Annotated in this window: 15 protein-coding genes; 5 read left to right on the top strand and 10 right to left on the bottom strand. The window is 34.3% G+C overall.

Features of this window, described 5'->3' with window-relative positions; genetic code table 11:
* Window positions 1-3: 3 nt before the first annotated feature.
* On the bottom strand, window positions 4-237 hold the full coding sequence (locus QLS65_RS11645) for a hypothetical protein (protein ID WP_282711584.1): 234 nt from the start codon (window positions 235-237) through the stop codon (window positions 4-6).
* Window positions 238-524: 287 nt separating this feature from the next.
* Here QLS65_RS11645 and QLS65_RS11640 point away from each other — a divergent pair, with 287 nt between their 5' ends.
* Window positions 525-2,087, top strand: a complete 1,563-nt coding sequence (locus tag QLS65_RS11640; RefSeq protein ID WP_282711583.1) for an NAD(P)/FAD-dependent oxidoreductase — start codon at window positions 525-527, stop codon at window positions 2,085-2,087.
* A 70-nt stretch (window positions 2,088-2,157) separates the two neighbouring features.
* Here QLS65_RS11640 and QLS65_RS11635 read toward each other — a convergent pair whose 3' ends face one another.
* The 9 genes from QLS65_RS11635 to QLS65_RS11595 all read right to left on the bottom strand — a co-directional run bounded on the left by QLS65_RS11635 (window position 2,158) and on the right by QLS65_RS11595 (window position 9,361).
* Window positions 2,158-2,541: a cupin domain-containing protein gene (locus QLS65_RS11635; protein ID WP_099713336.1), complete on the bottom strand. Its 384-nt coding sequence runs from the start codon at window positions 2,539-2,541 to the stop codon at window positions 2,158-2,160.
* A 509-nt stretch (window positions 2,542-3,050) separates the two neighbouring features.
* Complete coding sequence (locus QLS65_RS11630) at window positions 3,051-3,539, bottom strand: nuclear transport factor 2 family protein (protein ID WP_282717860.1); 489 nt, start codon at window positions 3,537-3,539, stop codon at window positions 3,051-3,053.
* A 64-nt stretch (window positions 3,540-3,603) separates the two neighbouring features.
* Entirely contained in the window at window positions 3,604-4,689 is a 1,086-nt protein-coding gene (locus tag QLS65_RS11625) for a glycoside hydrolase family 130 protein (protein ID WP_282717858.1), read from the bottom strand.
* Window positions 4,690-4,770: 81 nt separating this feature from the next.
* Window positions 4,771-5,556, bottom strand: a complete 786-nt coding sequence (locus QLS65_RS11620) for a CHAD domain-containing protein (RefSeq protein ID WP_282717856.1) — start codon at window positions 5,554-5,556, stop codon at window positions 4,771-4,773.
* A gap of 90 nt (window positions 5,557-5,646) precedes the next feature.
* The gene (locus QLS65_RS11615; RefSeq protein WP_282711579.1) at window positions 5,647-5,859 is read right to left on the bottom strand and encodes an SHOCT domain-containing protein; all 213 of its coding nucleotides are present in this window, start codon (window positions 5,857-5,859) and stop codon (window positions 5,647-5,649) included.
* Between the two features lie 172 nt (window positions 5,860-6,031).
* A complete protein-coding gene (locus QLS65_RS11610) occupies window positions 6,032-7,345 on the bottom strand; it encodes an amidohydrolase (RefSeq protein WP_282717854.1) in 1,314 nt (437 codons plus the stop codon).
* 209 nt (window positions 7,346-7,554) lie between these two features.
* A complete protein-coding gene (gene msrA / locus QLS65_RS11605; protein WP_282717849.1) occupies window positions 7,555-8,181 on the bottom strand; it encodes a peptide-methionine (S)-S-oxide reductase MsrA in 627 nt (208 codons plus the stop codon).
* A gap of 19 nt (window positions 8,182-8,200) precedes the next feature.
* Complete coding sequence (gene msrB / locus QLS65_RS11600) at window positions 8,201-8,761, bottom strand: peptide-methionine (R)-S-oxide reductase MsrB (RefSeq protein ID WP_282711576.1); 561 nt, start codon at window positions 8,759-8,761, stop codon at window positions 8,201-8,203.
* A 138-nt stretch (window positions 8,762-8,899) separates the two neighbouring features.
* Window positions 8,900-9,361, bottom strand: coding sequence for a GNAT family N-acetyltransferase (locus tag QLS65_RS11595; RefSeq protein ID WP_282717842.1), 462 nt, complete (start codon window positions 9,359-9,361; stop codon window positions 8,900-8,902).
* 167 nt (window positions 9,362-9,528) lie between these two features.
* Here QLS65_RS11595 and idi point away from each other — a divergent pair, with 167 nt between their 5' ends.
* The 4 genes from idi to QLS65_RS11575 all read left to right on the top strand — a co-directional run bounded on the left by idi (window position 9,529) and on the right by QLS65_RS11575 (window position 12,122).
* Window positions 9,529-10,056, top strand: coding sequence for an isopentenyl-diphosphate Delta-isomerase (gene idi / locus QLS65_RS11590; protein ID WP_282711574.1), 528 nt, complete (start codon window positions 9,529-9,531; stop codon window positions 10,054-10,056).
* A gap of 88 nt (window positions 10,057-10,144) precedes the next feature.
* Window positions 10,145-10,555 (top strand): 6-pyruvoyl trahydropterin synthase family protein, encoded by a 411-nt coding sequence (locus QLS65_RS11585; RefSeq protein ID WP_282711573.1) that lies wholly within the window; start codon window positions 10,145-10,147, stop codon window positions 10,553-10,555.
* Entirely contained in the window at window positions 10,555-11,010 is a 456-nt protein-coding gene (locus QLS65_RS11580; RefSeq protein WP_282711572.1) for a peroxiredoxin, read from the top strand. Before QLS65_RS11585 ends, QLS65_RS11580 begins: the two co-directional genes overlap by 1 nt.
* A 149-nt stretch (window positions 11,011-11,159) precedes the next feature.
* The gene (locus QLS65_RS11575) at window positions 11,160-12,122 is read left to right on the top strand and encodes a type I phosphomannose isomerase catalytic subunit (RefSeq protein WP_282717840.1); all 963 of its coding nucleotides are present in this window, start codon (window positions 11,160-11,162) and stop codon (window positions 12,120-12,122) included.
* Window positions 12,123-12,165: the final 43 nt, after the last annotated feature.

The following is a 12,165-nucleotide window of genomic DNA, read 5'->3' as shown; positions in this document are numbered from 1 at the left end:
AAACTAAAAAAGCTCCCCACGATGCGGTTTCAAAGCATCTCGAACCTGAATCATGTTTTCATCGGTTACTACCATAAAAGCAATAGCTTGCATTTCACCTTGAATTTCAAAACCCGTTATTTTTAATGGTAATTTTTCAATTGTGATGTATTCTTTTAAATGAATTTCGTGATGCTCTGCTGTTTTTGCAGCAGCCGGACCACGAAAATCCCATATCAGTTTTATTTGTCTAGACATTTTTTATGAGGTACAAAAGTTCAGTAATCAGTGTTCAGTAATCAGTGTTCCTCTAAAATCAAATATTAACTTTATTCTTTATTGTTTAATCGGTTGAGGAGTTATCGTTTTACTATTTTTGAATTGCAAAGTTACAAAGTCTAATTCGAAAATTAGGCAATTTGAAAATTTGAAAAATGCATTTTCCTTTCAATAACAAGAAGTCAATACAAAATACTACTTTTGTACCTGGATTATTTTAGACATTTTTAAAAGTCAAATAATCTAAAAATCGATAATCTAAAAAAATGCCTCAAGAACTCTTATTACAAGTATCTCCAGAAATTGCAGCAAATGATTTGTTGTTGAAAAATCATTTATCGAAACAAATTAAGATTTCCGTAAATGAAATTCAGCACGTTTCTATCCTAAAAAGATCTATTGATGCCCGTCAAAAAGCTATAAAAATCAATCTTAAGGTTTTAATCTATTTAAAAGGAGAGCCTTTTCAAGAGCAAAAAATACAACTTCCGGATTATGGTAATGTAGCTACAGCTCAAGAAGTAATCGTTGTTGGCGCAGGACCTGCGGGACTTTTTGCTGCCTTGCAATTGATAGAATTGGGTTTAAAGCCTATAGTTATTGAGCGTGGAAAAGACGTAAGAGGCAGAAGAAGAGATTTGAAAGCCATCAATGTGGATCATTTTGTAAATGAAGATTCTAATTATTGTTTTGGCGAAGGTGGTGCAGGAACCTATTCAGACGGGAAATTATACACGCGTTCTAAAAAAAGAGGTGATGTAACACGCGTTTTGGAATTGTTTGTTGCTTTTGGAGCTTCAGCCGATATTCTGATTGAGGCGCACCCACATATTGGTACCAATAAATTACCTCAAATCATTCAGGACATTCGAGAAAAAATCATTGAATGTGGCGGACAAGTTTTGTTTGAAACCAGACTGACTGATATTTTAATAAAAAACAATGAAGTGCAGGGTATCGTTACTCAAAAAGGGGACACGATTCTTGCTAATAAACTTATTTTGGCCACTGGACATTCGGCTCGTGATATTTTTGAATTATTGGATAGAAAAAAGATTTTTATCGAGGCCAAACCTTTTGCCTTGGGCGTAAGGGCAGAGCATCCTCAATCTTTGATTGACAGTATTCAATACAGTTGTGATTATCGTGGAGAATTTTTGCCTCCAGCTCCATATTCTATTGTGAAACAAGTGGGAGGAAGGGGAATGTATTCCTTTTGTATGTGTCCCGGTGGCGTGATTGCACCTTGTGCTACAAGTCCTGGCGAAGTGGTCACCAATGGTTGGTCGCCATCCAAAAGGGATCAGGCTACCGCCAATTCCGGAATTGTAATTGAATTGCAACTGGAAGATTTTAAGCCTTTTGCTAAATTTGGTGCTTTGGCCGGAATGGAATTCCAAAAAAGCATCGAGCAACGTGCTTGGCACTTGGCAGGAGAAAGCCAAAAAGTTCCTGCACAGCGTATGATTGATTTTACACAAAACAGAGTTTCCTCAGATATTCCTAAAACGTCTTATGTTCCCGGAACAACTTCAGTTGAAATGGGACAGGTTTTTCCTGGATTTTTAACGCAAATATTGCGAGAAGGATTCACTGAATTTGGAAAATCGATGCGTGGTTATTTGACAAATGAGGCCATACTTCATGCACCAGAATCCAGAACGTCTTCGCCAGTGCGTATTCCCAGAGATCCTTTGACTTATGAGCATGTTCAAATAAAAGGGTTGTATCCTTGTGGAGAAGGCGCAGGTTATGCCGGCGGAATTATATCTGCCGCTATTGATGGTGAGAAATGTGCGTTGATGATAAAAGAGTCTATAGGAAATTAATTTTTTAAGTGATATAATTTTATTTTAAAAAAAAGCAGTCTCATAAGGGCTGCTTTTTAATAGGATTAGATTATTTTTTCTTGGCAGGTTTTATTTCTGTCACCACAATCTTGAATGTGGTAGTTCCTGTGTTTTTTGCCATGTGGGTTACGGGAGGGAAATATAATACATCTCCAGCTTTGATATCTGCATTAGTTGCAGGTTTACCTTTTTCTGTTATTTTAATTTTACCACCGGTCAAAGCATACACGGTGTGATGCGGATGGCTATGCCACGGCATTGTTGCGCCTGGGGCAAATTCTGCAGACATGACCCTCACTTTATCATTCTCAAGGAGGATTTTTTTATACACTTTTGGACCTGCTTTCATTGGGTCTTGTGCATACACATTTGAACTCATTATTAGGAATAATCCAATGAGTAAAGACATCGAAATCATTTTAATTGCTTTCATTTTATTTCATTTTTTATTGATTAGACTAAGTTGGACACTATTTTGTTGTCCATTAAAAAAAATATTTCAGCTTCATTCTGGATGCATATCGACTTTTGCTAACACACCATTTTTAATTAGAAATAAGGAATTTGGCGACACTTTAACTAATATTTTTTTAATTTATTTTCTATGCAGTTCGATTAAAAAAGTAATGTCAATTTTTCGGGATGGTGCAAACTCTTGCTTAGTAATTCATTTGAACTATCGAAGCGCGATAAATGGCTTTTGGGGAACCACTAATTTACAAAATAAACAGATAAAATATTGAATTGGGGGTTTTTATTTTTGTTTAAATAACTTAAAATCAAATAAGTATATATTAAAAAAATAAAAAAATCCGTTTTTAAATTTTTAAAACGGATTTTCTACAGGTATTAAAGCGAAGTGTTATTTTTTTATTGTGTTCCTGATGCAACAGGAATCGCGTCGGTTTTTATTACAAAGAAAGCAAAGCTTATAATTTAGACTTAATGATCGTAACTGATTACTCTGGATATTTTCCATTGATTGTCTTTTTTCTTCCAAATCATAAGAAATTTAAACGTTCCAATTTCTTCTTTTCCGTTTTCCATATGTCTGAATTCGTGTACGCCAATTTCAATTGCTCCATAGTCTTTGATAGGATGGACTTCCAGCGTTCCTTTGACTAGTTTTCGGGTTAGTTTGTTTTCATTTTTAAACATATTCGAAAAATTAGTAAAAACGGTTTCATGCGAAAGCAATCCGCCATTGTCTTGAAACCATTCTAAATCTTCAGTAAATAAAGATTTGAATTTTTCGAAATCTTTTTTGTTGAACGCTTCGAACATAATCTCGTCCATTTGTTCGATTTCCTTATATAGTGCTGCGGATGTTGGTGCTACTTTTTTTTCTTGAGCAGTAGTTGCAGTATTGAAAAATACTAAAGCAAGAATTAGATTTAGAAAGAAATGAAATTTGAATCTGTTTTGTTTCATAAGAATTTATTTTGAGTCGGTAAGTTTCTAATTGGTTTTGGAATATCAAATGCTTGTTTTGTTTTTATTTTTTAACTGCCACAGCAATTTTTGAATCAGCAGTTCCATAATACAGAAACCATTGTTTTTTAAAATAAACCAATCCTTCTACAAAGCAAACTTCATTTACCTCACCGGTTTTTTCATAAGGTTTGTCCGGATGAATAAAATAATCCTCCATTCGGTCTATTAATTTATAGGGTTTCTCTTTGTCAAATAGCGCTTGACTTGCTGCGTACGTAAATTTAGGTAAACTCGAATCATTATAATTAGCCGCATTACTTCCGTTGTAAATCAGTAGGATACCTTCTTTTTGGAGTAAAGCAAAAGGACCGGGTTCTACTAAACGACTATCAAAATATCCCATTCGAGGATGTAAAACGGTAATCATTTTTTTGCTTTCTTCATTTTCGGCTACTTTCCAATGGATTAGATCTTCAGAAGTTGCCAGATACAAATCAGTATCCCCAAAATACATCCAGTATTTGCCTTTGATTTTTGTAGCTATGATTTTATCGCCGGCTAATTTACAAACGATAGCTCCAGATTTTGACCACAAATCTTTGTGTTTTTCTTCATTTAAAACTAAACCGTGTTTTGTCCACGTTTTTAAATCTTTTGAGCTGGCTAGACATAGGCGTGCTGTTTTGCCATCATAAGAGGTATAGGTCATGATATAAGTTCCATTCTCGCTTTCTATGATTCTTGGATCCTCAACGCCACCTTTCCATTCATACTGTTTCATCGTATCGTTGTCCGGATAGAATATAGGTGCAGGTTGTTTTTTAAAGTGTAATCCGTCTTCGCTGATAGCCAGCCCTAATCTTGACGTCATGTCTTTGTCCTGTGCTCTGTAGATAAGATATACTTTTCCGTCTTTGACAATTGCTGATGGATTTAGGACATTTCGTTCTTCCCAGTGTACTTCTTTGTTGCTTATTGGAGATTGAAAAACTTGATTTAATTGCGGTTCTAAAATAGGGTTAAGGCTGTCTACTTTTACAAAGTTGAGCATCGCCCAATCCTTGCTTTTCGTTTCGGATTTATATGTGGAATTACTGGCGCAACCGACTAGAATAAATAAGAATAATAACGTAATGGTTTGTTTCATAGTGTTCAAAATAGTTTAGGAGGAACGCACGATTCCTACAGTTATTAAGTATAGTTTTTATTTTTTATTGATCTCAATTATTTATAAAAGAGTCTGATAGGGTAAAGTTGCATTTATTTTATCGAATAACAATTCTCTTTTTGAAGTTAATAGTGCTTTAGTTACTTGAAGTTGTTTGGTTTCGCTTGAAATTGTCTCATTTGACTTAATACCTTTTTTTAAATGATTGATGACCACTTCGTAATCATGCCATTCTCCAAGTAAATCCGATAAAATATTTTTGTTTTGCAACGATTGGTTTTGTGATTCGCAGCTTAGGATTTTTTCATTGTATTGGTGTGTTTTTAATCGTTTGCGAAAAGTGTGCATTTGCGTTTTTTTAAACTTGGTTTTGCACATTAATTTTTTAATTTCCCTTCTCTTTTTATCCATATAGCGGTTAACCTTTTTTTTACTTGCTTGAGTAAGTAAGGGAATTATTTTGCGGTACTTTTTTCTAAATTTAATAACGAAACTCTTATTCGCAATTGCGAAGAAACGTTTCAGTTCTTTAGTTTCGAGTTTTTTTAAATGCTTGTAGTAAGCTTGCAGCAAATGAGAATTAGGCTGTTCAGCAAGTAAGGATTGTTCTATTTGAAGTTCTCTGATTTTTCCAGCCTGTTTAAAAATAAGTTTAAAAGGGGAGTAGTTTTTTTTGCGTTTAAATTTTTTAGAGCAATAGTTTAACAAATCAAATAAAGCGTTTATTTTCTTGATTTCTACTCGAAGGCTATGGAAAGTCTCCGGAATATAGGATTTTGGAGATTTTTCTAAAATACGGTTTATGGCACTTTTTCGTTTATTAAAATATGTTTTAAGTGCTTTCATTTTTTATAAAATATTATTTTAGAATAAAAAGGGATGATACTTGCAACAATAGATGTGTTTAAAAAGGCATAAAGAAGTTTGTTTTTTGTTTTAATTATCTTCAAGAAATTTCTTTTTTTCTTCAAACTCTTCTTTTGTAATTTCTCCTTTGGCAAATCTTTTTTTCAGAATATCCAATGAAGTTTCCTTTTTTGTTCGCTGACCAAGAAAGTTATAAGGAGATGCAAATACCCAAATGAGGAGGATGATCCAAAAAATCCACCAGAAAAAATGCATTCCACCGAAATGATGTCCGTTATACATAGTGTTGTTTTTAAGTTGTTGAAAATCAATATAAATATATGAATTTCAGCCCGCTAATTCAAGTAATTCCATTAAAAAAACGCCTCATTATAGTGAAGCGTTTTTTGTATTTTTCTTGTTTTGTTATTGATTATAAATTGGCAATACCTCGTTAGTGCATTTGCTGATATAATTACTTATTTTTTTTAGGGTTCATTTCCATATAATCTATAGTCAAGTCAGACATTGCTTTCATTCCTAACACAAAACCGCTTTCATCAATATAAAAATCAGGAGTATGATGTGGAGCAGTTTCTGATGTTGGCTTGCCTTTAGGAGCACCTCCCAAAAAGAAGTATAGACCCGGTATTTTTTCCTGATAAAATGAAAAATCTTCGGCACCTGTAACTGCAGGAGTCAGTAGAACATTCTCTTTGCCAGCAACAGCTTCTAATGTTGGAATCATTTTTTCAGTCAATGATGGGTCGTTGTAGGTAATAGCAGTTTTGTTGGTTATACTCACATCGGCAGTGGCTCCGGCACTTTCGGCTATTGCCGTTGCAATTTGTTTTATTCTGGAATGAACCATTTGCTGTACTTTGCTGTCTAGAGAACGAATGGTACCATTCATTGTAAGTTCCTCCGGAATCACATTACTTCGTACCCCTGCATTTATTTGTCCAACACTTACAACTGCTGCTGATTCTGTTATGTTTACATTTCGGCTAACAATGGTTTGCAATCCCATTATAATCTGAGAAGCGGTAACAATTGGGTCAATACCAAGCCACGGATAAGCACCATGCGTTTGTTTTCCCATTATTTTTATTTTAAACCAATCGGATGCTGCCATTGTACCTCTTGGACGGTATTTTATTGTGCCAACTTCTGTCTGGGCATTAATATGTAATCCGAAGATAACATCTACTTTGGGATTAGTAAGAACGCCTTCTTTTATCATCAATTCTGCTCCTCCTTCTTCGCCTTCAGGCGGTCCCTCTTCTGCAGGTTGAAAAATGAATTTAACGGTTCCTTTTAAGTCATTTTTTATAGATGCTAAAATTTCGGCTGTTCCCATTAAAATTGCAATATGTGTATCGTGCCCACAAGCGTGCATGATAGGAACTACTTTGCCATTGTATTCCCCTTCTGCTTTGGAAGCAAAAGGAATGTCTACTCGTTCTTTTACAGGTAGTGCATCAATATCTGCTCTTAGGGCAACAACCGGACCTGGTTTTCCTCCTTTTAGAATACCAACAACTCCAGTTTTTCCTACTCCGGTTTGTACCTCAATCCCAAGAGAACGCAGGTGTACCGCTATTTTTTCGGCAGTTTTAAATTCTCTGTTTCCTAATTCTGGATTTTGGTGAAAGTCTCTTCGCCAAGTAATAACTTTGGATTCTAAAGAAGCTGCCTTTTGAGCAATCTTAGCTTTTAGTGCTGCATTTTGCGCAGAAGCAAAAATGGAAAAAGTGAGTAATCCTGTAAAAAGAATGATTTTTTTCATTAGTTGTGTTGTAAGGTTTGGTTTCATAACAGCAATCATTTCAAATGAAATTCAAGCTGTTTTAGAGGTAAATACGGTCAGTCAAAACAAATATAGCAAAAATATTTTGCCTTGCAGTAATTTTAAAATAGTGTGCAAAGTATCTTGCTTTAAGTAAGATGTAAAAAAAAATCGCCTTGTTTGCAGTAACAAGGCGATAGTTTGATAATTTATTTTTTCTTCTTTAATCGGCTTTTAAAAAGCTTTTCAAATTTTTCCATTTTGGGTTGAATTACCATTTGACAATACGGTTGGCTTTTATTGTTGGCGTAATAATTCTGATGGTAGTCTTCGGCTTTGTAAAATTTAGTCAACGGTTCCAATGTTGTAACTATCGGACTGTCATAAATTCCAGCTTTTTTCATTGCAGCGATGATCGTTTGCGCCGCCTTTTTCTGTGCTTCATTTTTATAAAAAATCGCCGAACGATACTGTGTTCCTACATCAGCACCTTGTCGGTTTAATGTGGTTGGGTCATGAACTGTAAAGAAAACTTTGAAAATCTCATCCAGATTTGTTACTTTTTTATCGTAGGTAATCTGAACTACTTCGGCATAACCGGATCTTCCGGTAGAAACATCCTCATAAGTAGGATTTGCGATTTTCCCGCCTGCGTATCCTGATACCGCCGATTTTACTCCAATTAGATTTTCATAAACTGCTTCAACGCACCAGTAACAACCGCCGGCCAATGTAATAGTTTCAAAATTGGATTGTTTTTTGGTTTTATCAATTGCGCTGTTTTGTCCAAACATGCCAAATGAAGTCAATAGCACTATTAAAAATATATTTTTCATATGTAGATTAGATTTATTTTTATTTAGTATCAGGAATAAAGTCAAGTGCGATAGAATTCATACAGTATCTTTTTCCCGTTGGAGCAGGTCCATCGTCAAAAAGATGACCTAAATGACCGTTGCATCTTCCGCAAAGGGCTTCAATTCTTTCCATTCCAAGAGAATTGTCGGTTTTATAAATAACACTGCTCTTGTTGTCTTGTTCAAAAAAGCTTGGCCAACCACAATTGCTTGAAAATTTGGCGCCAGAACGAAATAATTTATTGCCACAGGCGGCACAATAATAAGTTCCTTTTTCATCCGTGTCCCAATACTTCCCTGTAAAAGGTCTTTCCGTGTCAGCATTACGGGTTACTTCATAGACGTCTTCCGGTAAAACCTTTTTCCATTCGGCATCACTAACATTAAGTTTTGTCGTATCTGTATTGGAATAATACGGATTTCCGGGTTTGTTGATAAAATTGTCCATTGCGATAGATTTTTTTGTGCTGTCTTTTTTGTTTGTCGTTTGTCCACAGGCTGTGAACATAAATAAAGGGAGCAAAAATAATATGCTTAAAAAACGGCTTGTTGTTCTCATAATTTTCTTTTTATAGTACAAATGTAAAGTGCTTTTGAATCAAAAAATGTCGTCTACATTGCAAATTAATAGTTATTTAACTATCGTTATTTACGGGTAAAAGACAGTTCTGGATTTAGAATTAACAAAACCTTATTATTATGAAATCATTCGCATGTTGATAAGGTGTTTTTTGAAGCCTGCTTTCTCATACGCCTTAATTGCGGAAGCATTGTCATTGTATACATCCAGCCTGATTTCGAATACGTCCTGAAGATTACACCAGTTTTTGAGCGCTTCAATAATTTTAGCGTTTACTCCTTTTCCTCTGTGATTAGGATGGGTGTACATGAAACCTAAATAAGCGTATTTCAGATGATTCAAATAAGGCTTTGCGGACTCTATTCGCGCATATCCGGAACCTATAAGCTCCGAATCAATTTCGGCAACCAATACTTCAATATGCGATGCTGAAATCATTTTTTCAATATCATAATAATGTGTTTTTTCTGCTTTTAAAGTAGGGTCAAATGGACGTTCAGCAGTAATAATACCCTGTTCAAATTCAAGTAGTTTTTCTAAATCGTTTGGATAAGCTTTTCGGATGGTTATAGTTTGCATTTTGTTATATATAATTTGTCATAAAAATACAAAAGAATTTTTAGAAGTAGGGCGTCAGTTTTATTTGGACAGCCTTAAAATAATTCCGCTTCAACAAATCGAAACAGAACGTTAAAGCCCCCGTCACTAATTATCTTTTTTGTATTTTTGACCAGTAATAGATTTATATGTTAGAAGAAAACGTAATATTAGTTAACCAGAATGATGAGCAGATAGGATTGATGCCTAAGCTTGAAGCACATGAAAAAGCGGTTTTGCACCGTGCTTTTTCAGTTTTTGTTTTAAACAACAAAAATGAGATCATGTTGCAGCAACGGGCACATCAAAAATACCATTCTCCTTTGCTTTGGACCAATACGTGCTGCAGTCATCAGCGCGAGGGAGAAACAAATATTCAAGCAGGAACCCGAAGGTTATTTGAAGAAATGGGTTTTAAAACAGAACTTAAAGAACTTTTCCATTTTATATACAAAGCTCCTTTTGATAATGGTTTGACTGAGCATGAATTGGATCATGTTATGATAGGTTATTATGATGAGGCGCCAAAAATCAACTTAGAAGAAGTAGAAGACTGGAAGTGGATGAAAATTGACGCTGTTAAAGAAGATATGGAAGTTCATCCAGGGTTATATACCGTTTGGTTCAAGATTATCTTCGACGAGTTTTATCATTTTCTTGAGGAACATAAAATATAGAATTGTAAAAATAATTCAAAGATATAATAATATAAAAAGACTTTAGATTTCTCCACTTTGAGAAATCTAATATTTGAAATCTGAAATTATGAAAGTTACCATTTCACGAAAAGCCCATTTTAATGCGGCGCACAGATTATATAGGAAAGATTGGACTTTCGAACAAAACGATGCTATTTTCGGCAAGTGCAATAATCCTAATTTTCACGGACATAACTATGAATTAATAGTGAGTGTAACTGGCGAAATTGATCCGGAAACGGGTTATGTAATGGATGTGAAATTCTTGAGTGATATTATTAAGGAGGATGTTGAGGATAAATTCGATCATAAAAACCTAAATATTGACGTTCCTGAATTTCAGGATTTGAATCCAACAGCTGAAAATATTGTTGTTGTGATTTGGAATAAAATCAGAAAAAGAATCAAGCCTGAGTTTGAATTAGAAGTTGTTCTTTATGAAACACCACGAAATTTTGTAACCTATAAAGGCCAATAATGGGACTAAAAGTAGGTGATACCATACCCAATTTTAAAGCAAAAGATGCAAACGGCAATGATTTTGACAGTCAAAACATTGTGGGAAAAAAACCTCTCGTTATTTATTTTTATCCAAAAGATAATACTCCGGGTTGCACTGCCGAAGCATGCAGTTTTAGAGATCAATACGAGGATTTCAAAGACTTGGGCGCTGATGTAATAGGAATTAGTAGTGATAGCGTCAGTTCACATCAACAGTTCAGTGAACAGTATAAACTACCTTTTATTCTTTTGTCAGACAATGATAAAAAAATCAAAACCCTTTTTGGAGTTCCTTCAGGATTGTTTGGACTACTCCCAGGACGAGTTACGTATGTAACTGATAAAAATGGAGTCATTCAAATGATATTTGATAGTGTACTAGCAACCAAACACATTCCAAAAGCACTACAAGCCATAAAGAAATTAGTATGATAGGATTTTATATTATGCATTTGTTTTATCTTAATTTGTATTCAGTAGTTATTTTACGGTCATAAATCTTCCCTAAGGATTAAACAATAGCGTACTTTTGTAAAAAAATATTGATTTTATACATTTGTAAATCAAAATCGCACATTTAAATGAAATTTTATCCATTACAATTTGAACCCATTTTAAAAGAAAGAATTTGGGGAGGTGAAAAACTTAAAACAGTACTTAACAAACCAATTACTTCAACAATTACAGGAGAAAGTTGGGAATTATCTACAGTTGAAGGTGATATAAGTGTTGTTGCAAACGGAGAATGGAAAGGAAAATCATTGACTGATATTATCAATGATTTTCCGGATGAAATATTAGGAACGGAAGTTCATGCCAGAATCGGAAAACAATTTCCATTACTTTTTAAGTACTTAGATGCTCGTGAAGATTTGTCTATACAAGTGCATCCAAATGACGAGTTGGCTAAGAAACGTCATAATTCTTTTGGTAAAACTGAAATGTGGTACATTATGCAAGCAGATGATGATGCCAGAATTATTGTGGGTTTCAAAGAAAAATCGAATACTGATGACTATTTAGAGCATCTGAAAAACAAAACGTTGATTTCTATTCTGGATGATGTAAAAGTAAAATCAGGGGATGTTTTCTTTTTAGAAACAGGAACGGTTCATGCAATTGGTGCCGGATTGCTAGTTGCTGAGATTCAACAAACTTCTGATATTACGTATCGTCTTTATGATTTTGACAGGGTAGATGCTAATGGTAATACTAGAGAATTACATGTTGATTTGGCTTTGGACGCTATTAATTACAATAAAGTAGAAACTAAGAAAGAATATACTAAGAACATAAACCATTCGAATGAAATTGTTGACTGTCCTTATTTTACAACGAATTTTATTCCGTTAGACGGAGAAATTTCGGTTTCTAAATCAGGAAAAACCTTTACGGTATATATGTGTACAGAAGGAACATTTGAATTAGAATACAACAATTCAAAATTGCAATATAAAAAAGGAGATACTGTTTTGATTCCTGCGGCAATGAATGCATTCATTCTCAATGGAAAAGCTTCAATTTTAGAAATTTACATTTCATAGTCGGTAATAGAAAGATTATGTGTACTTTTGCAGACGCAAATTA

It is taken from the genome of Flavobacterium algoritolerans (assembly GCF_030010385.1).
Classification (GTDB): domain Bacteria; phylum Bacteroidota; class Bacteroidia; order Flavobacteriales; family Flavobacteriaceae; genus Flavobacterium; species Flavobacterium algoritolerans.
This window is presented reverse-complemented; position numbering and strand designations above follow the sequence as displayed.